Genomic DNA, 21,654 nt, shown 5'->3' with positions numbered 1-21,654 from the left:
TCCGTTCCGCGCCCACGAGCGTGCCGGCACCTGCCGGCGCCCGCCCCGCGCGTGACCGTTTCGACCACCGTCCGAAAGAGATCCCGTGACCTCACCCCCGGCGCCCGCCGACGCGCCTTCCACCTCCATGACCCAACGGCAGATACTCCAGGCCATGTCGGGCCTGATGGCCGGCATGTTCGTCGCCATCCTGGCGGGCACCGTCGTCTCCAACGCGCTGCCGACGATCATCGCCGACCTGGGTGCCAGCCAGTCCTCCTACACCTGGGTCGTCACCGCCGAACTGCTGGCCATGACGGCGACGGTGCCCCTGTGGGGCAAGCTGTCCGACCTGTTCAACAAGAAGCTGCTGCTCCAGCTCTCCCTGCTGATGTTCGTGATCGGTTCGCTGCTGGCGGGCTTCTCCCACGACACGACGCTGCTGATCTTCAGCCGGGTCGTGCAGGGCATCGGCGCGGGTGGTCTGACCGCCCTCGCGCAGGTCGTCATGGCCGCCGTCATCCCGCCCCGGGAACTGGGCAGGTACTCCGGCATCTTCGGCGCCGTGTTCGCCGTCGGCACCGTGGCCGGACCGCTGATCGGCGGTGTGCTGGTGGACACCGACTGGCTGGGCTGGCGCTGGTGCTTCTTCATCGGCGTGCCGTTCGCCCTGCTGGCCATCGCCCTGTTGCAGCGCACGCTGAAGCTGCCCACCGTCAAACGCCAGGTGAAGATCGACTGGCTCGGCGCCTTCCTGATCGTCGCCGGTGTCTGCGCGCTGCTCATCTGGGTCTCGCTGGCCGGCAACCAGTTCGACTGGGCGTCGTGGCAGACCGCCGCGCTCGTGACCGGCGGCGTGCTGCTGCTGGCCCTGGCGGTCCTCGTCGAGGCCCGTACCGACGAGCCGGTCATCCCGCTCGACATCTTCAAGAACCGCACGGTCACCCTGACCACGGTGGCCAGCCTCCTGGTCGGTGTCGCCATGTTCGGCGGGACCGTCTTCCTCTCGCAGTACTTCCAGGTGTCCCTGGGCAAGTCGCCGACCATCGCCGGTCTGATGAGCCTGCCGATGATCCTGGGTCTGCTGGTGTCGTCCACCGTCGCCGGGCAGTTGATCAGCCGGACCGGCAAGTGGAAGAACCACCTGGTGGCGGGCGCGGTCATCATGACCGTCGGCCTCGCGCTGCTCTCCCTGATCGACGCGGACACGCACTTCGGACTGCTCAGCCTGTACATGGCCGTCCTCGGCGTCGGCGTCGGCATGCTGATGCAGAACCTGGTGCTCGCCGCGCAGAACGACGTCCCCGCGGCCGAACTGGGCGCCGCGACCTCGGTGCTGTCCTTCTTCCGCAGCATGGGCGGCACGATCGGCACCAGCGTCCTCGGCGCGATCCTCGCCAACCGGGTCGCCGACGAGATGGCCAAGGGGCTGGAGAAGGCGGGCGCCGCCGGAGGGGCCGAGGGCGGCTCGGGCGGCGGCGGGCACAGCGTCCCGGACATGAGCACGCTGCCCGCCCCGATGCGGGAGATCGTGGAGCACGCCTACGGTGTCGCCACCGCCGACCTGTTCCTCATCGCCACCCCGTTCGCGCTGCTCGCCCTGGTCGCCGTCGTGTTCCTGAAGGAGAAGCCGCTGAAGACCACCAGCGGCCTGGAGCGCCTCGCCGAGGAGTCCGCCACCGCGGACACCACGCCGGACAAGGACCGGGCGACCCCGGTCGCCTGAGCCACGACCCGGCCGACAGGACCCTCGGAAACGGAAGGGGCCGCCCAACGAGGGGCGGCCCCTTCCGGCGTCCACGGGAGAGGGGCCGACCGGGTGATCACCCGTCGGGCGCGGGCCTCGGCCCACCTGGGTGATCACCGGTGGCGGGGCCCGACCCCCGCTCATAGCTTCGGCTCATGAACAAACGACATGTCACCCTTCTCGCCTGTACCGCCGCAGCCGTGACCGCGGGGCTGGGTGCCGCTCCGTCGGCCCACCACCCGGCCGTGCACCGCGTACAGCCCGGCCAGTCGATCCAGAAGGCCGTGGACGCCGCGAAGCCGGGGGACACCGTCCTCCTCGCGCCCGGCACCTACCGGCAGAGCGTCGACGTCAAGATGTCGGACCTGACCCTGCGCGGCCACGGTGCCGGCCGCACCGTACTGGTGCCCGCCGCGGACGACGGCAAGAGCAGGAGCGCCTGCGCCAAGGCCGGCAACGGCATCTGTGTCACCGGCACCGACAAGAGCCCGCTCGAGGACGTCAGCGTACGGTCGCTGACGGTGCGGGGATTCGCCGAGAACGGGCTGTGGGCCACCGGCACCGACGGGCTGAGGGTCGAGCACGTGGTGGCGGAGAAGAACGGCCAGTGGGGCATCGCCGAGGAACGCTCCGTGCGCAGCGTGCTCAGCCACAACCTCGCCCGGGACAACGGCGACGCCGGGCTGTTCGTGGCCAACACCGTCGACACCGAGGAAGGCGCCCGGGACACGGAGCGGACCGTGATCCGTCACAACCGGATGGACGGCAACCGGGTCGGCGTCACCGTGCGCCGGCTGCGGAACCTGACCGTCGACCACAACGAGGCCACCGGCAACTGCGCCGCCGTCTTCGTGGTGGGCGACGAGTCCAGGCCGCGCGCCGGCGACCTGCGCGTGACGCACAACTACGTCCACACCAACAACAAGCACTGCCCCAAGACGCCCCGGCTGCCCTTCCTGCAGGGGTCGGGCATCGTCCTCACCGGCACCGAGGAAACCCTGGTCGCCTACAACCGGGTCGAGGACAACAAGGGCACCTCCCCGCTGTCCGGCGGCATCGTGCTCTTCAAGAGCCTCGTCGGCACCCCCAGCGAGCGCAACGACATCCGCGACAACCTGGTGACCGGCAACAGCCCGGCCGACCTGGCCGACCGGGACACCGCCAAGAACAACACGTTCAGCCGCAACACCTGCACGCTCTCCGAGCCCGCGGGCATGTGCTGACCGGCCCGCCCCACCGCCCCCACCACCTGCACGACAGCAGAAGCGAGGCAACGGATGACCACCGTTGATCCGGCTACCCCGCCGCCCATGCGGCTGCGGGAGCTCGTTTTCGGGGCGGCGTGCGCCGCCGCCGTACGCGCGGCCGTCCGCCTGGGCGTGGCGGACGCGCTGGACGACACCCCCATGACCGTCGAGGACCTGGCGACGGCGGTGAAGACCCAGCCGCACACCCTGCGGCGGCTGCTGCGCGCCCTGTCCTGCCAGGGCGTCTTCACCGAGAACCCCGACGGCACCTTCGAGCACACCGAGATGTCCCGGCTGCTGCGCGAGGACGACCCGCACAGTCTGCGGTACATCGCCCTGTGGTGCACCGAGCCGTGGACCTGGAACGTCTGGCCGCTGCTCGACGAGGCGGTCCGCTCGGGCGGCAACGTCTTCGAGGACGTGTACGGCCAGGAATTCTTCACCCACCTCAACGAGTCGGCCCCCGAGTCCGCCCACGTGTTCAACCGGGCCATGACGACGTCCAGCGAGCAGTCCGCGCGCGACGTGGCCCGGCTGCTCGACCTGGACGACGCCTCCTCCGTCGCGGACATCGGGGGCGGCCAGGGACACGTCCTGGCCGGCCTCCTGGAGAAGCACCCCCACCTCCACGGCACCCTGCTCGACCTGCCGGGCGTCGTCGAGAACGCCGACCCGCGGCTGCGCGAGGGCGGCTCGCTCGCCGACCGGGCCGAGGTCGTGGCCCGGGACTGCCGCGAGGACGTCCCCGTCCGGGCGGACGTGTACATCATCAAGAACGTCCTGGAGTGGGACGACGACAGCACCCGCCGGGTGCTCGCCAACGTCCGCCGGGCGGCACGGCCCGAAGCCCGCGTCGTCGTCATCGAGAACCTCGTCGACGACACCCCGTCGATGCGGTTCACCACCGCCATGGACCTGCTGCTGCTCCTCAACGTCGGCGGCGCCAAGCACACCCGGCAGAGCATGGTCGACCGGCTGACCGGCGCGGGACTCGTCATCGACGGCATCAGCCCGGTCAACGCCTATCTCCACGCCTTCGAGTGCACCGTCCCCGGCTGACCGAAGACACGCCGACAACCCCGAGGCCGCCGGCTCCGCGACTGACGCGGGACCGGCGGCCTCGGGGTGTCGGCGGCCGCCCGCTCAGGAGCCGGCGCTCCGCTCCCAGCGGTAGAAGCACTGCGCCATGGCGTCCTTGGGGCTGCGCCACGTGGCCGGGTCGTACGGGCTGACGTACGCCTCCAGCCGCTCGCTGATGCCGCGGAACTCGGGGTGTCCGGCGACCTTCGCGATCGCGGGCGCCGGGTCCTGCTCGGCCTCGATGAGGTGCAGGTACAGGTCGTCCCCGAACTGGAAGAGGCTGCGCCGGCTGACCCCGATCAGATGGGGGAGTTCACCCCGGTCGGAGGCGGCGAACACGTCGGCGATGTCCGGCGCCGAACCGGGCTTCATCCGGGCGACGATGAGGGCGTGGTGCATCGGCTTTCCTTTCCTGGACCGGTGCTCAGCGCGAGGACGCGACGGACGCGCTCTCGCTGTCGCGGGCGACCTGCTCGATCCGGTCCCGGATGAGGGCCAGCTGCGTACGGGAGTTGCGGTTGATGTTGTCCGTCATCCAGTCGTCGTCGACCGGGGCGTCGGGCTTCATCGCGAAGTCCTGCGTCCAGCGCATCTGCACACCGTCCGGCAGTTCCGCGTACTCCCACACGATGTCCATGTGGGCGAACGGACCCGTCTCGACACGGCGGGCGTGGACCGTGCGCTTCTCGCGGTCCGGGGTGCGTTCCGACACCCAGCTCCACACCTTGCCGTTCTCGTCCGGGTGCATGGTGAGCCGGAACCTCGTCGTGGCGCCCTCACGGGAGAGGACCTCCACGGACGCGTACTCGCTGAACAGCCGCGGCCAGTTCTCCAGGTCGTTGGTCATCTCCCACACGAGGTCGAAGGGAGCGTCGATGGTGATGCTGTTCTCGGTGTGTCCGGCCACTTTCAGGCTCCAGCCGTGAGGGTGCTGTTGACGAGGTTCAGGAACTCCCGGGGCGTCCGGCAGCGCTCCGAGTCGGGGGGAAGCGACGCGCCGTACCGGTTCTCCAGCTCGCCGACGATGCCGAGCAGGCCGAGCGAGTCGAGGCCGAAGACGTCGAAGGGGGACTCCGCCGACCGCTTCAGTTCCTGGGGGTCGACGGTGATGCCGGCCGCCTGCTTCATCAGCGCGGCCAGCTCGTCGAAGGTCACTTCGGAGGTGATCACGGGTGACTTCTCCTTCCCCGCCCGGACCTACCGGGCGGAATCGTCACCGCGGCGCACGACCAGCGCCGCGTTGGAGCCCATCAGTCCCCTGCTGAGGACCAGGGCGGTGCGCAGCTCGGCGGGACGAGCGCGCGACATCACCAGGTCGAGGTCGTGGCAGATGTCGAACACGTTGGGCGTCGGGGGCACCGAGCCGTGCTCCATGGCGAGCACCGCGGCCACCGTGTCCAGCACGGGTGCCGCGCAGTAGGCGCGCCCGATGCCCGTCTTGGGCGCCGTGACCGGGACGCGGGTGCCGTGCGCGCCCAGGGCGTCGGCGATCGCCAGCGCCTCGGCGCGGTCCGCCTCGGGGACGCCCAGGGCGTCGGCGAACACGACGTCGATCTCCTCCGGCGCGCAGCCCGCGTCGTCGAGGGCGCCGCGGATCGCGCGGGCCAGGCCCTCCCGGGACGCCGCCCAGCGGGAGGCCCCGGTGAACGTGGCGGCGTGGCCGGCCACGACGGCCCGTACGGGCACTCCGCGGTCACGGGCACGGGACTCGTCCTCGACGACGAGCAGCGCACCGCCCTCGGCGGGCACGAAACCGCACGCCTTCTCGGTGAACGGACGGTAGGCACGGTCGGGGTCGTCGAGGGTGCTGAGCTCGGGGTAGCCGAGCTGGCACACCATCGAGTAAGGGGCCAGCGGCGCCTCCGCGGCCCCCACGACCATGACGTCGGTGCCGCGCCGCACGGCCCGGGCCGCGTGCGCGAGGGAGTCCAGACCGCCCGCCTCGTCGCTCGCCACCACCCCGCACGGCCCCTTGAGGCCGCTGCGGATGGAGATCTGGCCGGTGCTCGCGGCGTAGAACCAGGCGATGGACTGGTAGGGGCCGACGAACTTGGAGCCCTGCCCCCACAGTTTCTGCAGCTCGCGCTGGCCGAACTCGCCGCCGCCCGATCCGGCGGCGGTGACCACGCCGACGGAGAACGGCTCGGCGGGATCACCGCCGAGTCCGGCGTCGTCGAGGGCGAGGGCGGCGGCGGCCATCGCGAAGTGACTGAACCGGTCGGTCTGCACCAGGAACCGGTCCTCGATGAGGGCCGACGGGTCGAAGGCCCGGACCTCGCCCGCCACCCGCAGCGGCAGATGGTCACAGCCCTCGCGGCTGATCAGGTCCAGCACGCTGAGGCCTTCGCGGACGGACTTCCAGTAGGCGTCGGTCCGCAGTCCGTTGGGCGCGACCACACCGATGCCGGTGACGGCCGCACGCCCGGGGCGCCGATTGCTCATCGTGTCCTCCCGCCCGGCCCGGAGAGCAGCACCGCGGACTGGAAACCGCCGAATCCGCTGCCGACGGAGAGCACATGGTTCAGCTTCCGCGGGCGGGCGGTGCGCGGCACGTAGTCCAGGTCGCACTCGGGGTCGGGGGTCTCGTAGTTCGCCGTGGGCGGCACCACCTGGTGCTTCAGCGCGAGGACGCAGGCGACCACCTCGATCGCGCCGATCGCGCCCAGCGAGTGCCCCACCATCGACTTGATGGAGCTCATGGGCGTCTCGTGGGCGTGCGCGCCCAGGGACCGCTTCACGGCGGCCGTCTCGTGCCGGTCGTTCTGCCGGGTGCCGGAGCCGTGCGCGTTGACGTAGTCGATCAGCGTGGGGTCGATACGGGCCTGGTCGAGCGTGGTGTCGATCGCCCGGGCCATCTCCAGTCCCTCACTGGTCAGACCGGTCATGTGGTAGGCGTTGCCGTAGGTGGCGTAGCCGCTGATCTCGCAGAGGATCTCCGCGCCGCGGGCCCGCGCGTGCTCGTACTCCTCGAGGACGAGCACGGCCGCGCCCTCGCCCATCACGAAGCCGTCGCGGTGGGCGTCGAAGGGCCGGGAGGCGTGCTCGGGGTCGTCGTTGTTGGGTGACGTCGCCTTGATGGCGTCGAAGCAGGCCATCGTGATCGGTGAGATCGGCGAGTCCGACGCCCCGGCGATGCAGACGTCGGCCCGGCCCTCGGCGACGGTGTGGAAGGCGTAGCCGACCGCGTCGAGCCCGGAGGTGCAGCCGGTGGAGACGGTCTGCACCGGGCCCCGGGCGCCGAACCGCTCGGCGACGACCGAGGCGAGCGTGCTCGGCGAGAAGGCCAGGTGCAGCTTCGGCTCCGCCTGCCCGTGGTCCACGTCCCAGCGCCGGCCCCGCTCACTGACCAGCACGTAGTCGTGTTCCAGCCGGGTGGTGCCGCCGACCGCGCTGCCCAGCGAGACCGCGGTGCGCCAGGGGTCCGTGGCCTCGGTGTCGAGGCCGGAGTCGCGCACGGCCTCGGCGGCGGCGACCACGGCGAACTGGATGTAACGGTCCGCGTGCTGGCACAGGTCCGCGTCCAGGCCGTGCTCGTACGGGTCGAAGTCGCACTCGGCGGCTATGCGCGAGCGCAGGCCCGCCGGATCGAACAGGGAGATGCCGCGGGTCGCGGTGCGGCCGGCTGTCAGAAGATCCCAGAACGCCGTCGCTCCGATGCCGCCGGGAGCGACCACACCTATACCGGTGACGGCCACCCGGCGGGTCATTTTATGGCCTCGCTCGGCTCGGTCGGCCGGCCGTGCTCGGGACCGCCGACCTTCAACTGCGGCCCCGCGACGGCACTTTCGGTCTCCTCGGTGTCGACGTGACCGAGGCTCGGATGCGGGGCGAGCGGGCCCAGGTGGAACACCATGCGCGCCTCCTGGTCGCCGACGTTGCGGAAGCGGTGCCGCATGTCGATCGGGATCATCAGTCCCTGCTCGGCGCGGAGCGCGAACGGCTCGCCGTCCAGGTCCACTTCGAGCGCGCCGCTGACCACGTACACGAACTCCTCGGAGTACGGGTGGTAGTGCTCGCCGATGCGCTCGCCGGGCTTGATGATCGCCAGGCCCATGAAGCCGCTGGTGGAGCCCACGGTGGCCGGGGTGAGCAGGGTCCTGAGGTCACCTCCGCGCCGTCGGTTGGGTTCCGTCTCGCTCAGGTCCACGATGCGTGGATGCTGTTGGGACATGGTTGTTACCTCCGGGTGTGCCGGTGACGTCCGGGCGGGCACGGCCGCGGACGTCACCGCGGTCGGCCGTCAGGAATCCGCGGAGCTGCGGTCGGTGACGGGCATCATGTCGGCGTGCGCCAGGAGCCGGTTGAGGTTGCGCTCCGAGTCCAGGGAGCCCTCGACGCCGATCGCGGCGCCGTCCAGGAGACGCTCCAGCTCGGCCGCCTTGCCCGGAGCCTTGACGCCGAGGGCGGCGGCGGGGTCGAGATCGAGCTCGCCGGTGACGTCGATCATGCGGACCACGACGTCGTCGCGCTGGAAGACGGTGCTCGCGTACACCAGGCTGTCCGGGTCGCTCGCCGCGGCCTCGTCCTGGCGGGCGAGGAACCGGGCCAGCTCCAGGCCGTGGTCCGCCACGGCCGGGTAGTACAGCATGTGCCGCCGCAGGCCGGCGGGTTCCGGGCGGTCGGTCGCCACGTGCTGCATGGCCGGGAGCGCCGCCCGGGTGAAGAACACCCGCGCGGAGTCGGAGTCGGACAGATCCCGGTCCTGCTCCAGATAGGGGTTGATGGCCTCTTCCACCGCCTGGACCTCGGGCTGGCTGGCCACGTGGCACAGGGTGGCCAGCAGGTCGCCCTCCACCTCCACGGCCCGCACGACGCGGTTGCCGTGCATGAAGAGCGAGGTGCGGTGCAGTCGCGTGACACCGTTGATCCGCGTCTCGGGCGCGTCGTAGTTGGCCAGGATGTCCACGACCTTGGACTCGGAGCCCGGTTTGACGGTGAAGGTGAGGGCGTGGCGGGTCATCCCGGCGCCCACGCGGGCCGCCTTCTGGAGGCCCGCCTTCGCGGCCTCGGGAGTGAGCGGCTGTTCCGGGTGGGTCTCGCGCAGGACGCTGTAGCGCATCGACCGGGTGTCCCGGACACAGCTGTGCATCGGCCGGACGATCTGGATGTGCTCCTCGCTGTTCACCCACGCGAGGAACGGCAGGGCGCTCTCCCACTCGCTGGTGATGAGCCACTGCGAGGGGTTCTCGATCGACTGGCACAGTTGGTCACTGATGTGACCGGGGACGGACGCGACCTTGTTGCGCATGTGCTCGTACGCGGCGAGGAACTGTTCCTGGGCCCCCTCGTACAGGTCGAGGAGCAGGATCACCCGCAGCCTCGAGCCGTCGAACGCCGACTGCGAAATGCGTGCCGACATGGTCATCCGGCGCACCTCTCCTCTTCTTCGGAAGGTCAGACAACGACCGCCGTGTCCGAAGGTCCGGGGTCGCCATGAGTCGATCGTTGACGCGACTTTCCGGTGTGCGCGAGCGACACGGGGCAGGTGGGTGAACCGCGCGCCATCCGGGTGCCGCCGGGACGCGGACCGGCCCGCACCGGGCATGAAAGGTGCGTCCTGTTCCACAGCCCGTCGAGGGCGACGCTGGAGGCGTTTCAATGCATCGATCGGATACGGCCGGCCGGGCGGATCACCGCACGCCGGTCCTCATCGTCGGCGGCTCCCTGGTGGGTCTGTCCATGTCCCTGTTCCTGGGGCGCCTCGGCGTGCCGCACACGCTCGTCGAACGCCACGCGGGCACGTCGATCCACCCGCGCGGGCGGGGGAACAACGTACGCACCATGGAGCTGTTCCGGACGGCCGGGCTCGAGCAGCGCATCGGCCGGGCCGCGTCGGTCCTGGCGGACAACCACGGCATCTGGCAGACCCCGAGCCTGGCGGGCGACGAGGGCGAGTGGCTGCTCCAGGAGATCGACCCCGGCGGCGGGCTCGCCCGCTTCAGCCCCAGCGGATGGTGCCTGTGCAGCCAGAACGACCTGGAACCGGTGCTCCTCGAGGGAGCCCGCGAACTCGGCGGGGACCTGCGCTTCGGGACGGAGATGATGTCCTTCGACCAGGACGCCGAGGGGGTGACGGTGCTGGTCAAGAGCCGGGAGACCGGCGAGCACACCAGGATCCGGGCGGACTACCTCGTCGCCGCCGACGGTCCGCGCAGCCCCGTCCGCGAGTCGCTGGGCATCGGGCAGAAGGGCCCGGGCGACCTGTTCCACAACGTGAGCCTCACGTTCACCTCCCGCGGCCTCGCCGACGTCGTCGGGGACCGGCGGTTCATCGTCTGCTACCTGACCAACCCGGACGCCGACGGGGCCCTGCTGCCGGTCGACAACCGGGAGCACTGGGTGTTCCACGCCCCCTGGCACCCCGAACACGGCGAAACCCTCGAGGAGTTCACCGACGAGCGGTGCGTCGCCCACATCCGGAAGGCCGTCGGCGTGCCGGACCTCGACGTGGAGATCACCGGCCGGGCCGCCTGGCACGCCGCCGAGCGGGTCGCCGAGCGGTACGCCGACGGCCGGGTGTTCCTGGCCGGCGACTCGGCCCACGAGATGTCGCCCACCGGGGCGTTCGGCTCCAACACCGGCATCCAGGACGCCCACAACCTCGCCTGGAAGCTGGCCGCCGTGCTCGGCGGCTGGGCCGCGCCCGGCCTGCTGGAGTCCTACGACGCCGAACGCCGGCCCGTCGCGGAGGCGACCAGCGCCCGTGCCTCCTCCCGCTCGAGCGAGCACAGCCACCCCGGGTACACGCCGGCCCCCGGAGCCCCCGCCCTCGGAGCCCCCGCCCCCGGTGGTCCCGGAGCCGGCGGTCCGGGTGCCCCCGGTGGTCCCGGAGTCGGTGCTCCCGGCGGTCCTGGCGGTCCCGGAGCCGGCGGTCCCGGTGGCCCAGGCGGTCCCGGAGCCGGTGGCCCCGGCGGTCCCGGCGGTCCCGGGATGAAGCCGGGCGGCATCCTCAACGTGGCGCTCTGCTACCGCTATCCGCGCGGCGCGGTCCTGGGCGCCGACCCGGCGGCGCAGATCATCCCCGACGGCGTGATGCTGACCGGCGAGCCCGGCAGCCGCGCCCCGCACGTGTGGCTGGACCGCTCGGGCACCCGGATCTCCACGCTCGACCTGTACGAGCGGTCGTGCGTGCTGCTGAGTTCCGCGAACGGCGCCTGCGACTGGCACACCGCGGCGGCGAAGGTCGCGAAGGACCTGTCCGTACCGCTCGACGCGTACCGGGTGGGCGACGGCCCCGGCGCGGAACTGACTCCCGAGGACGGTGCCGACTGGGCCCGGACGCACGGGATCACCGCGGACGGCGCGGTACTGGTCCGCCCCGACGGCTTCGTCGCCTGGCGCTCCGAAGGGCCCGTACCGGACCCGGCGGCGGCGCTGCGGGAGGCCGTCACCACCGTCCTGGCGCGGAGCTGACGGGGGAGCGGCGGTCGGCGGGCGTCACGCTCCGCCGACGCCGCCCTGCCGTCCCCGTTCCGCCTTGGACTGGTGCTGCTCGAACCGCTGGATCGCGGGCCCGTCGGTGTTCCACGGCCAGGGCGTGACCGTGCCCTGCAGTGTCTCGAACACATGATGCGCGTCGACGGCGCGCCCGGCCGCGCACAACGCGTACGCCAGCACGTTCAGATCGGCCTGCGCCGCCGCGTGCTGGAAGAAGCCCGGCTTCGCCCACAGCGCGGCCGCCTGTTCCAGCGCGGCGGCGATCTGCCCGCCCTCCCACAGCTGACCGGCCGTCATGGCCCGCACCCCGCCCTGTGCCAGCAGCCCCTGGTACTGCCGCACGGCCGCGGTCAACTCGACCGCCGCACACGGTGCGTTGGCCGGGATACGGGTGCGCACCACGTCGACGAAGTCGAGGACGGCCGCGCTGGACCCCCCTTCCTCCGGCGACAGATAGGCGAGCATCTGCAGATACGCCTCACGGTGCCAGCGGTCGCGCCCGGTGGCCTCCCGCCAGATGGCGTTGACGTCGTTCTGGCCGTAACGCTCGATCCGCGACACACCGAGCAGGACCACCCACGGCAGCGGATCCTCCGGTCTTCGCTCGGCGGCCTGGTGGCACCGGGAGATCAGCTGCCCGGCGTCCTCCAGGCGCCCGTCCCGCAGACCGCGCGCCAACTCGGTCCAGGAGTGGAACAGCAGGGCGTCCGCGCTCTGCGGCTCCCTGCCCAGCCACGCCGCCGCGATCCCCGCGTCGGCCGTCGCCTCGGCCAGTACGGACACCCGGTGACCGCGGCGGTCCCAGTCGTCCCCCGTCTCCTTCAGCAAGGAGGACACGAGGGTCACGTCCGCGGCCTTGCCGCTCCCGTTCCGCTTGCTCAACCGCCCCAGCACGCGCGCCAGCTCGGCGTCGTCGAGGGCGGGCACGATACGGGGGCGTCTGCTGGTGCGACTGCTGAAGAGGGCCATGCCGGAAGACTAGGAACTTCACGGGCCCCGGCAACCCGGACGGGATGATCGTTACCGATCTGCCCCTTACCGCCGGTACTGCGGGCAGACCGGGGCGGGGCCGGGCATCCCACCGGCCCCGCCCCGTCGCCGCGTCCGTTCCGCTTGCCGGCTTCCCGGGTCAGACCGCCGGGGCCGGGTACGTCGGGTACTCCACCCCGGAAACGTACTGGACGACCCGGACGACCTGGCAGGAGTAGCCGAACTCGTTGTCGTACCAGAGGTAGAGGATCGCGTTGTCGCCCTCGACCTTGAGCGCGCCGGCGTCGACGATCGAGGCGTGGCGCGAGCCGATGAAGTCGCTGGAGACCGCGTCGGGGGCGCTGGTGAAGTCGATCTGGCGCTTGAGCGGCGAGGTCAGCGACACGTTGCGCAGGTGCTCCAGGACCTCCTGACGGTCGGTCGCGCGGCCCAGCTGGAGGTTGAGGATCGCGATCGAGACGTCCGGCACGGGGACCCGGATCGAGCTGCCGGTGATGGTCGCGTCGAGGTCCGGCAGCGCCTTGGCGACGGCCGAGGCGGCGCCCGTCTCGGTGATCACCATGTTCAGCGGCGCCGAACGGCCGCGGCGCTCCGACTTGTGGTAATTGTCCAGCAGGTTCTGGTCGTTGGTGAACGAGTGCACGGTCTCCACGTGCCCGCGCAGCACACCGTACTCGTCCGCCATCGCCTTCAGCGGCGGGACGATCGCGTTGGTGGTGCAGGACGCGCAGGACAGGATCCGCTCGTCCGGCTTGAGGGTGTCGTGGTTGACGCCGTGCACGATGTTGGGCACGTCGCCCTTGCCGGGCGCGGTCAGCACCACCTTGTCGATGCCGGGCCGTAGGTGCAGCGAAAGCCCCTCGCGGTCGCGCCACTTGCCGGTGTTGTCGATGAGGATGGCGTCCTTGATGCCGTACGCCGTGTAGTCGATCTCCGTCGGGTCGCCCGCGTAGATCACCTTGATGGTGTTGCCGTTGGCGACGATCGTGCTGTTCGCCTCGTCGACGGTGATGGTGCCCTGGAACTGACCGTGCACGGAGTCGCGGCGCAGCAGCGAGGCCCGCTTGACGATGTCCTGCTCACCGCCCCGGCGGACCACGATCGCGCGCAGGCGCAGCCCGTTGCCGGATCCCGACTTCTCGATGAGCAGCCGGGCCAGGAGGCGGCCGATGCGGCCGAAGCCGTAGAGGACGACGTCGCGCGGCTCGCGGCGGTCGATCTTGTCGGCGCCGGTCGCGCCGGCGACGGCCTCGGCGGTGAACTCGGCCACCGACCGGCCCCGGTCGTCGGCGCGGTAGGCCTCGGCGAGCAGGCCGATGTCGATCTGGGACGGGCCGAGGTCGAGCGTGGTGAGCGCCTGCAGGAAGGGCAGCGTCTCGGTGACCGAGAGCTCCTCACCGGCGATCTGCCGGGCGAAGCGGTGGGTCTTGAGGATGCTGACCACCGACTTGTTCACCAAGGAGCGGCTGTGCAGCAGGACGGTCACGTCCCGCTCCCGGTGCAGCTTCCCGATGATCGGGATCATCGACTCCGCGATCTCCTCGCGGTGCTTCCAACGGGTGAACGAGTCTTCGTTGACAGTCACAGGATCATCTTTCGAGCTAGAGGGTGCTCATATGATAGCCATGCGGGTTGTCGGGCCCGGAGGGGGTGCCGGAAGGCGGGAGGAGGCGCCGGGACTCGCAGGGTTGCGCGACATGCGAACGGGTACGCGTGCAGCACTGTGCCCGGGCCGGAGTCTGTCCCGGGCGGGCCGTACGACCGCCGCTACCAGGGAATCTGCCATGGAAACACCCGCGCACGAGAACAACGCCCCCACGCCCGCGCAGCGGGCCCTGGACGCACTGTCGGAGAACACCGAGGACGCGAGGGCGCTGGACGCCCTCGCGAACAGCGACGTACTGATCCCGGTGCCGGACGACGCGGGCGACGAGGAGGCCGCCGACCCCGGTGCGGTCGCCCTTCCGGTGCTGGAGCAGCCGGGCGGCACCCAGGTGGTGCCCGTGTTCACGTCCGAACTGGAGATGGCCGGACTGCTGCCGTTCGTCTCCCGCTACCGGCTCGTCCCGCTCGGCGCGCTCGCCGCCCAGTGGCCGGCCGAGGAGCTGTCACTCACCATCGACGGCAGCTCCGAGCACCGTCTGACGCTCACCTCGGAGGGAGTGCGCACGCTGCTGGCCCGCCCGTGAGCCGGCCGGGCCCGCGCGCTACTCGCCCAGCGTGCGGGCCAGGGCGGCGCGCTGCACCGGCAGCGCCTCGGCGTGCAGCTCGCGGCCCTTCGGCGTGAGCTGCACGTACACGCCCCGCCGGTCCTCCAGACACATGCTGCGCTCCACCAGGCCGTCCTTCTCCAGGCGGGCGATGAGGCGGGACAGCGCGCTCTGGCTGAGGTGGACCCGGCCCACCAGGTTCTGCACCCGGCACTGCTCGCCGTCGGGGGGCGTGGCGGTCGCGAGCAGATCGAGCACCTCGAAGTCGGAGGCGCCCAGGCCGTACGGATGCAGCGCGCGGTCGATCTCGCCCAGGGTGCGCGCGTGCACCGCGAGGATGCCGCGCCACCGTTCCTCGAGCCTCGCGTCGGCCGTCTCCGCTGCCATACTCGAACGGTAACACTTGTTCGACATTCAATGAACGTGCGATGACGTCCCCTCACGCCGGGCCGGGGGAGCGTCGTACGGCTTCTCCGATCCCGCCCGCCCGGCCCGTCCGGAGGGCCTACGTCGAGTCCCGCTTCACCAGCTCCGTCGGCAGGATCACCGCCGCCGGGTCCTCGCCGCCGATCTGCGCCAGCAGCACCCGCACCATCTCGGTGCTGATGCGGTCCCACGGCTGGCGGATCGTGGTGAGCTCGGGGCTCGCGGCGACGGCCGCGGGGGAGTCGTCGAAACCGCCGACCGCGACGTCCTCGGGCACCCGGCGCCCCGCCCGGTGCAGCGCGGTGAGCACGCCCTGCGCCATCAGGTCGGAGGCGACGAACACCGCGTCCACGTCCGGGGCCCGCGCCAGCAGCCGCTCGGCGCCGGCCTCGCCGCTGGCCCGGCTGTAGTCGCCGGAGACGACGAGCCGCTCGTCGGCCTCGACGCCCGCCTCGGCGAGCACCTCCCGGTAACCGGCCAGGCGCTCCACACCGCCGGGGGTGTCCAGCGGACCGGTCACCACGCCGATCCGCCGCCGCCCCAGCGCCAGCAGATGCCGCACCATGTCCCGCGCGCCGTCCCGGTCGTCGGCGGCCACGTAACTCACCTTCGAGCCCAGCCCGATCGGCTTGCCGCACGCGACCAGCGGCACCCCCGCAGCCCGCAGCTCCTCCGCCACCGGGTCACCGGAGTGGCTGGACACCAGCAGCACCCCGTCGACGTGCCCGGCGGTGATGTACCGCGTGATGCGCCGCCGTTCGTCGTCCGTGCCGGCCAGCATCAGCAGCAGTGGCACGTCGTGTGCGGCCAGCGCCTGCGTGCAACCGCGCAGCAGGACGTTGAAGTTGGGGTCCTCGAAGAACCGCTCCTGGGGCTCGGTGAGCAGGAAGCCCACCGAGTCGGACCGGCCGGTGATCAGCGAGCGGGCGTGCCGGTTGACGACGTAGCCCGTCTTGCGGATGGCGGCGTCGACCGCCTGGGCCGCGGCGGGGCTGACGTAGTGGCCGCCGTTGAGCACCCGTGAGACGGTGCCGCGCGAGACACCGGCCTCGCGCGCCACGTCGTGGATCGTCGGCGGCTTGCGCCTGCCCCCCGTATTGCCCATGGTCATGACTTTACGGCCCCGGAGAGCAGATCCAGACTCCAGAACCGCTGGACGACCAGGAACAGCGCGACCAGCGGGAACACGGCGAGGAACGCGCCCGTGATCACCAGGGTGTACAGCGCCGGGGTGTTGGCGCCCTGTTCGAGCAGGGTGTGCAGACCGAGGGTGATCGGGAACTTCTCGTCGTCGCTGAGCATGATGTACGGCAGCAGGAAGTTGTTCCAGACCGCCACGAACTGGAACAGGAAGACCGTCACCAGGCCGGGCGCCATCATCGGCAGCGCGACCCGGGAGAAGATCCGCCACTCGCCCGCGCCGTCCATCCGCCCGGCCTCCACCACATCGGCCGGCACCGCGGCCGCGGCGTAGATCCGCGCGAGGTAGACGCCGTACGGGGAGAGGATCTGCGGCAGCAGCACCGACAGGTAGGAGTCCGTGAGGTCCGCCTTCGCCAGCAGCAGGTACTGGGGGACGGCGAGGATCACCGGCGGCATCAGCACGCCCGCGAGCAGCACGTTGAACAGCGTCTCGCGGCCCCGGAAGCGGTAGACCGCCAGCGCGTAGCCGCTGACCGCCGACACGCACGTCGACAGCAGCGCGCCCAGACCGGCGTACAGGGCGGAGTTGCCCATCCACTGCCAGTAGACGCCGTCGCGGTAGGCGCTCAGGTCGGAGAGGTTGTCGGCGAAGCCGGTGCCCGGCCAGAACGTGAAGGTGGAGAACAACTCCGAGCCGGACTTGGTGGACGCGATGACCACCCAGGCGACCGGCAGCAGGCAGTACAGCGCGCCGAGCAGCAGCGCCACGGTCGGGACCAGCGCGGTCCGGCGGGGGCGCGCCGGGCCGCGGGCGGTGCCGGCCGCGGGCTCGGCCTTGCGCAGGGCGAGGGAGCTCATCGTGCGGCCTCCTGCTTGTCGCGTCGGTTGGTCGCCCGCAGGAAGCCGAAGGACAGCACCAGGGTGGCGAGCGCGATGAGGGTCGCCTGGGCGGCGGCCGCGTGGATGTCGCCGTTGCCGAAGGCGTCCTGGTACACCTTCATCAGCGGACTCCAGGTGGTGGACACGGAGTTGGTGAGCGGCTTGAGGACGGTCGGTTCGCTGAACACCTGGAGCGTCGCGATGATCGAGAAGAAGAAGGTCAGCACCAGTGAGGGCGCCACCATCGGGATCTTGATCCGCAGCGCGATCTGCAGCGGTGTGGCGCCGTCCAGCTTGGCCGCCTCGTACACCTCGGCGGGGATGGCCCGCAGCGCGGTGTAGATGACGATCATGTTGAAGCCGGTGCCGCCCCAGACCGCGATGTTCGACAGCGCCAGGTACAGCGGCCCGCCGTCCAGCAGATCCGGCTGCGGCAGACCGAACGTGTCGAGCACGAAGTAGAACGGGCTCACGTCCGGCAGGTAGAGGAAGCCCCACAGCAGGGCCGCCACCACACCGGGGATCGCGTACGGCAGGAAGATCGCGAGCCGGGTGAAGGGGGCGAGCCGCACCTTCTCGGAGTCGAGCATCAGCGCGAACAGCAGCGCGAGGCCCAGCATGACCGGCACCACGATGCAGCCGTAACCGAGCACGCGCAGCGCGCCGTTCAGCAGCTCGCTGTCGGACAGGGCGTCGGTGTAGTTCTCCAGACCGGCCCAGACCTCCTCGCGGGCACCGGCGCCCAGCCCGAGGCCGGAGACCTGCACCTTGCGGAAGCTGAGCCAGACGGCGTACCCGATGGGGAGCGCGAAGAACAGGAGGAACAAGAGGGACGCGGGGACGAGGAACGCGTACGGTGCCCCCTTGACCCCGTACGACGTCCGGCGGGCCGGGGACTTCACTCCGCGACTCCGAAGCCCTGCTTCTTCAGGTCGGCGACCGTGTCCTGCTGCATGGTGTCCAGGGCGGCGGTGAAGTCCGACTTGTTCTTCGCGGCGGCGCCGAAGGCGTCCTTGAACGTCGTGTAGGCGACGTTGACGTTCGGTCCCCAGGCGGACGGCGCGGTGGTCTTCGCGATCCCGGCGGCCTTCTCGTAGAAGTCGGGCTGGTTGGAGAAGTACTCCGGCGGGCTGGTGAAGGCGCCGCTGAGCTGGGCCGAGGTGGAGGCCGGGTAGATGCCGCTCTCCTTCGCCAGCGCGTTCAGCGCGTCGGCGTCGGTGTTCAGCCAGGCGGCGAACTTCGCGGCGGCCTCCTTGTTCTTCGAGTCGGTGGTGACACCGGTGGAGGAGCCGCCCCAGCTGCCGGTGCTGCTCTCGCCCTCGTTCCACTGGGGGAGCGGGGCCATCGCCCACTTGCCCTTGGTGTCGGGCGCGGCCGTGGTCAGCGTGCCCGGCGCCCACACCGCGCTCACCCACGCGATCTGCTTGCCGGTGTTGAGCGCCTTGTTCCAGGCCGGGGTGTACATCGGCTGGTTGTCGACGGCGCCCTCCTTCACCAGGCCGCCCCAGAACGCGGCGACCTTCTTCGTCGCCGCGTCGTTGATGCCGACCTTCCACTTGTCGCCGGAGGTGGTCCACCACTGGGCGCCGGCCTGCTGGGCGAGGCCCGCGAACAGACCGGAGTCGTTGGCGGAGAAGGTGGTCAGGTCCTTGTCGGGGGCCTTCTTCTTCAGCTTGCGCGCGGTCTCGGCGAACTCCTCCCAGGTGGCCGGGACGGAGAGCCCGTACTCCTTGAACAGGTCCTCGCGGTAGTAGAACATCATCGGCCCGATGTCCTGCGGGACCGCGTAGACGGCGTCCGTGCCGAGCGTGGTCTGCTGCCAGACGCCCTCGGCGAACTTGCCCTTCGCGTCGCCCACGCTGTCCGCTATGTCGGCGAGCGCGTCATTGCTGACCAGGGTGGGCAGCGCCTGGTACTCGGCCTGCACCAGGTCGGGCGCCTTGCCGGCCTTGTGCGCGGTGAGGATCTTGGTGACCAGCGTGTCGCCGGACGCCTGCTTCTTCACCGTGACGGTGATCTGCTCCTTCTTGCCCGGCCCCTTGTTCCACAGGTCCACGACCTTGTCCATGCCGGGGGCCCAGGTCCAGTACGTCAGTGAGACCGGGCCCGACTGCGCCTCGTCGTCGGACGACGAGCCGCAGGCGGCGAGTGCGGTGGCGCCGAGCGCGACGGCGACGGCGGAACTCACGAGGCGACGGCGCTTCGTGTACGGCATGGAACTCTCCCCTGACCTGGGGCCTTCGCCTGATGCGAAGACCAGCCATGCTTCTGTGAGCGTTCACAGTAGAGAAACATCCCGGACACTTGTCAATGGTTGTTGCTGTGCGGTTATGTTGGCTCCGCACCGCCGAAAATGTGTGTGCACGTTCCCAAAAGATCGACACATCGGGAGAGAATCCATGCCGGAGACCACCCCCAGGGGCCTCACCGGGCTCGCCTTCGGTGGGGACTACAACCCCGAGCAGTGGCCGGAAAGCGTCTGGGACGAGGACGTCCGGCTGATGCGGGAGGCCGGCGTCACCATGGTGAGCGCCGGGATCTTCTCCTGGGCCCTGCTGGAACCCTCGCCCGGCGCGTACGACTTCGGCTGGCTCGACCGCAACCTGGACCTGCTGCACGGAGCCGGTGTCCGCGTCGACCTCGGCACACCCACCGTGGTGCCGCCCGCCTGGTTCTACCGGGCCCACCCCGACGCGCTGCCCGTCACCGAGGACGGCGTGCGCCTGGGGTTCGGCTCCCGCGGCGCCATCTGCCACAGCAACGCCGACTACCGGGCCGCCGCCGCGAACATCACCACCCAGCTCGCCGAGCGCTACGGCGACCACCCCGCGCTCGCGATGTGGCACGTCCACAACGAGTACGGCGTCCCCGTCTCCGCCTGCTACTGCGACTCCTGCGCCGCCCACTTCCGCCGCTGGCTGGAGCGGGAGTACGGCACCGTCGACGCCGTCAACGAGGCCTGGGGGACCGCCTTCTGGGGCCAGCGCTACGCCGCCTTCGACGAGATCAACCCGCCGCGCCGGACCCCGACGGTCGGCAACCCGGCCCAGGTGCTGGACTACCGGCGGTTCGCCGACGCCACCATGCGCGAGAACTTCACCGCCGAGCGGGACATCCTGCACCGCCTCTCACCCGGCGTCCCGGTCACCACCAACTTCATGACCGCCCTCAGCCAGTGCGACTCCGTCGACTACTGGGCCTGGGGCCGCGAGGTGGACCTCGTCACCAACGACCACTATCTGATCACCGACGGCCGCCGCACCCACGTCAACCTCGCCATGGCCGCCGACCTCACCCGCTCCGTCGCCGGCGGCGCCCCCTGGCTGCTGCTCGAACACTCCACCTCGGGCGTCAACTGGCAGCCCCGCAACCCCGCCAAGGCCCCCGGCCAGATGGCCCGCAACTCCCTCGCCCACGTGGCCCGCGGCTCCGAGGGCGCGATGTTCTTCCAGTGGCGCCAGTCCCGGCGCGGCGCCGAGAAGTTCCACTCCGCGATGCTGCCGCACGGTGGCACCGGGACCCGCGTCTTCCGCGAGGTGACCGAACTCGGCGCGTCCGTCCGGTCGTTGGCGCCGATCCGGGGCACCCGCACCGAGGCCGACGTCGCCGTGCTGTGGGACTGGCAGTCCTGGTGGGCGCAGAACCTCGACTGGCGCCCCAGCGAGGACCACGACGCCCGCGAACGCGCCGACGCCTGGTACGAGGCCCTCTACGACCACCACCTCACCGTCGACTTCGCCCACCCCGAAGCCGACGTGTCGAGGTATCCGCTTGTCGTCGTACCGGCCCTGTACCTGATGACGGAGGCGGCGGGGAACAACCTCAAGGAGTACGTCGAGAACGGCGGCACCCTCGTGGTGTCGTACTTCTCCGGCATCGTCGACGAACACGACGCCGTGCACGAGGGCCCCTACCCGGGCGCCCTGCGCGACGTCCTCGGCCTGACCGTCGAGGAGTTCTCCCCCCTCCTCCAGGGCGAGCGGGTCCGCCTGACCGGCCCCGACGGCGCGGAACTCGACGCCGACGTGTGGACGGAGTTCGTGGTGCCGCGCGGCGCCGAGACGGTGTGGACGTACGCCGACGGCCTGACCGAGGGGCGCCCGGCCGTCACCCGGCACCGCCTCGGCGAGGGCACCGCCTGGTACGTCTCCACCCGGCTCGGCGCCGAGGGCCTCGCCACCCTGCTCGGCCGGGCCGTCGAGGACACCTCGATCGCCCCGCGCGCCGACCTGCCCCGCGACGTCGAAGTGGTGCGCCGCGCCGGTGAGTCGGGCACCTTCCTGTTCGCGATCAACCACACCGCCACCGACGCCAAGGTGCCGCTGGACGCCCCCGGCACCGAGCTGCTGACCGGTGAACGGGCCGCGGGCCGCCTCGCGGTCCCGGCCGGAGCCGTCCGGGTCGTCCGACTCGACGGCTGAGCCGCGACTCCCCTCCGCCCGCGTGAGCACACAGGCCGCGGGCGGAGGGGGCCTCGCCCTCGCCCTCCGGGCGCCGGGCATCCCCCTCCCCACGT

20 protein-coding genes are annotated in these 21,654 nt (G+C 71.2%); 6 read left to right on the top strand and 14 right to left on the bottom strand.

Annotated features, from left to right (window positions below; translation table 11 throughout):
* The first annotated feature begins 127 nt into the window (after positions 1-127).
* From KUM38_RS23435 to KUM38_RS23425, 3 genes are all read left to right on the top strand, one after another.
* Positions 128-1,705 (top strand): MDR family MFS transporter, encoded by a 1,578-nt coding sequence (locus KUM38_RS23435; RefSeq protein ID WP_254397644.1) that lies wholly within the window; start codon positions 128-130, stop codon positions 1,703-1,705.
* A gap of 176 nt (positions 1,706-1,881) precedes the next feature.
* Entirely contained in the window at positions 1,882-2,949 is a 1,068-nt protein-coding gene (locus tag KUM38_RS23430) for a nitrous oxide reductase family maturation protein NosD (RefSeq protein ID WP_217131392.1), read from the top strand.
* Between the two features lie 54 nt (positions 2,950-3,003).
* Positions 3,004-4,032, top strand: a complete 1,029-nt coding sequence (locus KUM38_RS23425) for a methyltransferase (RefSeq protein WP_217131391.1) — start codon at positions 3,004-3,006, stop codon at positions 4,030-4,032.
* 84 nt (positions 4,033-4,116) lie between these two features.
* On the opposite strand, the gene KUM38_RS23420 is transcribed toward KUM38_RS23425, so the two are convergent.
* The 7 genes from KUM38_RS23420 to KUM38_RS23390 form a co-directional block, all read right to left on the bottom strand.
* A complete protein-coding gene (locus KUM38_RS23420; protein ID WP_217131390.1) occupies positions 4,117-4,452 on the bottom strand; it encodes a TcmI family type II polyketide cyclase in 336 nt (111 codons plus the stop codon).
* A gap of 25 nt (positions 4,453-4,477) precedes the next feature.
* Complete coding sequence (locus tag KUM38_RS23415; protein ID WP_217131389.1) at positions 4,478-4,960, bottom strand: SRPBCC family protein; 483 nt, start codon at positions 4,958-4,960, stop codon at positions 4,478-4,480.
* A gap of 2 nt (positions 4,961-4,962) precedes the next feature.
* Positions 4,963-5,223 (bottom strand): acyl carrier protein, encoded by a 261-nt coding sequence (locus KUM38_RS23410; RefSeq protein ID WP_217131388.1) that lies wholly within the window; start codon positions 5,221-5,223, stop codon positions 4,963-4,965.
* A 27-nt stretch (positions 5,224-5,250) separates the two neighbouring features.
* Positions 5,251-6,495 (bottom strand): ketosynthase chain-length factor, encoded by a 1,245-nt coding sequence (locus KUM38_RS23405; RefSeq protein ID WP_217131387.1) that lies wholly within the window; start codon positions 6,493-6,495, stop codon positions 5,251-5,253.
* A complete protein-coding gene (locus KUM38_RS23400) occupies positions 6,492-7,760 on the bottom strand; it encodes a beta-ketoacyl synthase (protein WP_217131386.1) in 1,269 nt (422 codons plus the stop codon). Before KUM38_RS23400 ends, KUM38_RS23405 begins: the two co-directional genes overlap by 4 nt.
* On the bottom strand, positions 7,757-8,224 hold the full coding sequence (locus KUM38_RS23395; RefSeq protein ID WP_217131385.1) for a cupin domain-containing protein: 468 nt from the start codon (positions 8,222-8,224) through the stop codon (positions 7,757-7,759). Before KUM38_RS23395 ends, KUM38_RS23400 begins: the two co-directional genes overlap by 4 nt.
* A 69-nt stretch (positions 8,225-8,293) precedes the next feature.
* Positions 8,294-9,418, bottom strand: coding sequence for a SchA/CurD-like domain-containing protein (locus KUM38_RS23390; protein WP_217131384.1), 1,125 nt, complete (start codon positions 9,416-9,418; stop codon positions 8,294-8,296).
* Positions 9,419-9,651: 233 nt separating this feature from the next.
* Here KUM38_RS23390 and KUM38_RS23385 point away from each other — a divergent pair, with 233 nt between their 5' ends.
* Positions 9,652-11,466, top strand: coding sequence for an FAD-dependent monooxygenase (locus KUM38_RS23385; RefSeq protein WP_217131383.1), 1,815 nt, complete (start codon positions 9,652-9,654; stop codon positions 11,464-11,466).
* 24 nt (positions 11,467-11,490) lie between these two features.
* Here the strand turns inward: KUM38_RS23385 and KUM38_RS23380 are convergent, their stop codons facing one another.
* Positions 11,491-12,459, bottom strand: a complete 969-nt coding sequence (locus tag KUM38_RS23380; RefSeq protein ID WP_217131382.1) for a hypothetical protein — start codon at positions 12,457-12,459, stop codon at positions 11,491-11,493.
* Between the two features lie 160 nt (positions 12,460-12,619).
* Positions 12,620-14,065, bottom strand: coding sequence for a glyceraldehyde-3-phosphate dehydrogenase (locus KUM38_RS23375; RefSeq protein WP_217131381.1), 1,446 nt, complete (start codon positions 14,063-14,065; stop codon positions 12,620-12,622).
* A gap of 199 nt (positions 14,066-14,264) precedes the next feature.
* On the opposite strand from KUM38_RS23375, the gene KUM38_RS23370 reads away from it, so the two are divergent.
* Positions 14,265-14,669, top strand: coding sequence for an SseB family protein (locus KUM38_RS23370; RefSeq protein WP_217131380.1), 405 nt, complete (start codon positions 14,265-14,267; stop codon positions 14,667-14,669).
* 18 nt (positions 14,670-14,687) lie between these two features.
* On the opposite strand, the gene KUM38_RS23365 is transcribed toward KUM38_RS23370, so the two are convergent.
* The 5 genes from KUM38_RS23365 to KUM38_RS23345 all read right to left on the bottom strand — a co-directional run bounded on the left by KUM38_RS23365 (position 14,688) and on the right by KUM38_RS23345 (position 19,353).
* A complete protein-coding gene (locus KUM38_RS23365; RefSeq protein WP_217131379.1) occupies positions 14,688-15,077 on the bottom strand; it encodes a MarR family transcriptional regulator in 390 nt (129 codons plus the stop codon).
* 118 nt (positions 15,078-15,195) lie between these two features.
* Complete coding sequence (locus KUM38_RS23360) at positions 15,196-16,227, bottom strand: LacI family DNA-binding transcriptional regulator (protein ID WP_217131378.1); 1,032 nt, start codon at positions 16,225-16,227, stop codon at positions 15,196-15,198.
* Positions 16,224-17,117, bottom strand: coding sequence for a carbohydrate ABC transporter permease (locus KUM38_RS23355; protein ID WP_217131377.1), 894 nt, complete (start codon positions 17,115-17,117; stop codon positions 16,224-16,226). Before KUM38_RS23355 ends, KUM38_RS23360 begins: the two co-directional genes overlap by 4 nt.
* A complete protein-coding gene (locus KUM38_RS23350; protein ID WP_217131376.1) occupies positions 17,114-18,040 on the bottom strand; it encodes a carbohydrate ABC transporter permease in 927 nt (308 codons plus the stop codon). Before KUM38_RS23350 ends, KUM38_RS23355 begins: the two co-directional genes overlap by 4 nt.
* Complete coding sequence (locus KUM38_RS23345; protein ID WP_217131375.1) at positions 18,037-19,353, bottom strand: ABC transporter substrate-binding protein; 1,317 nt, start codon at positions 19,351-19,353, stop codon at positions 18,037-18,039. Before KUM38_RS23345 ends, KUM38_RS23350 begins: the two co-directional genes overlap by 4 nt.
* Before the next feature lie 184 nt (positions 19,354-19,537).
* On the opposite strand from KUM38_RS23345, the gene KUM38_RS23340 reads away from it, so the two are divergent.
* Positions 19,538-21,559 (top strand): beta-galactosidase, encoded by a 2,022-nt coding sequence (locus KUM38_RS23340; protein WP_217131374.1) that lies wholly within the window; start codon positions 19,538-19,540, stop codon positions 21,557-21,559.
* Positions 21,560-21,654: the final 95 nt, after the last annotated feature.

The organism is Streptomyces sp. AC558_RSS880, assembly GCF_019049255.1.
GTDB lineage: Bacteria > Actinomycetota > Actinomycetes > Streptomycetales > Streptomycetaceae > Streptomyces.
This window is presented reverse-complemented; position numbering and strand designations above follow the sequence as displayed.

Bases quoted from the DNA above. Each gene is read 5' to 3' on its own strand.
- KUM38_RS23435 (WP_254397644.1), top strand. From the start codon at position 128: ATGACCCAACGGCAGATACTCCAGGCCATGTCGGGCCTGATGGCCGGC.
- KUM38_RS23430 (WP_217131392.1), top strand. From the start codon at position 1,882: ATGAACAAACGACATGTCACCCTTCTCGCCTGTACCGCCGCAGCCGTG.
- KUM38_RS23425 (WP_217131391.1), top strand. From the start codon at position 3,004: ATGACCACCGTTGATCCGGCTACCCCGCCGCCCATGCGGCTGCGGGAG.
- KUM38_RS23420 (WP_217131390.1), bottom strand. From the start codon at position 4,452: ATGCACCACGCCCTCATCGTCGCCCGGATGAAGCCCGGTTCGGCGCCG.
- KUM38_RS23405 (WP_217131387.1), bottom strand. From the start codon at position 6,495: ATGAGCAATCGGCGCCCCGGGCGTGCGGCCGTCACCGGCATCGGTGTG.
- KUM38_RS23400 (WP_217131386.1), bottom strand. From the start codon at position 7,760: ATGACCCGCCGGGTGGCCGTCACCGGTATAGGTGTGGTCGCTCCCGGC.
- KUM38_RS23395 (WP_217131385.1), bottom strand. From the start codon at position 8,224: ATGTCCCAACAGCATCCACGCATCGTGGACCTGAGCGAGACGGAACCC.
- KUM38_RS23390 (WP_217131384.1), bottom strand. From the start codon at position 9,418: ATGACCATGTCGGCACGCATTTCGCAGTCGGCGTTCGACGGCTCGAGG.
- KUM38_RS23385 (WP_217131383.1), top strand. From the start codon at position 9,652: ATGCATCGATCGGATACGGCCGGCCGGGCGGATCACCGCACGCCGGTC.
- KUM38_RS23380 (WP_217131382.1), bottom strand. From the start codon at position 12,459: ATGGCCCTCTTCAGCAGTCGCACCAGCAGACGCCCCCGTATCGTGCCC.
- KUM38_RS23370 (WP_217131380.1), top strand. From the start codon at position 14,265: ATGGAAACACCCGCGCACGAGAACAACGCCCCCACGCCCGCGCAGCGG.
- KUM38_RS23365 (WP_217131379.1), bottom strand. From the start codon at position 15,077: ATGGCAGCGGAGACGGCCGACGCGAGGCTCGAGGAACGGTGGCGCGGC.
- KUM38_RS23360 (WP_217131378.1), bottom strand. From the start codon at position 16,227: ATGACCATGGGCAATACGGGGGGCAGGCGCAAGCCGCCGACGATCCAC.
- KUM38_RS23355 (WP_217131377.1), bottom strand. From the start codon at position 17,117: ATGAGCTCCCTCGCCCTGCGCAAGGCCGAGCCCGCGGCCGGCACCGCC.
- KUM38_RS23345 (WP_217131375.1), bottom strand. From the start codon at position 19,353: ATGCCGTACACGAAGCGCCGTCGCCTCGTGAGTTCCGCCGTCGCCGTC.
- KUM38_RS23340 (WP_217131374.1), top strand. From the start codon at position 19,538: ATGCCGGAGACCACCCCCAGGGGCCTCACCGGGCTCGCCTTCGGTGGG.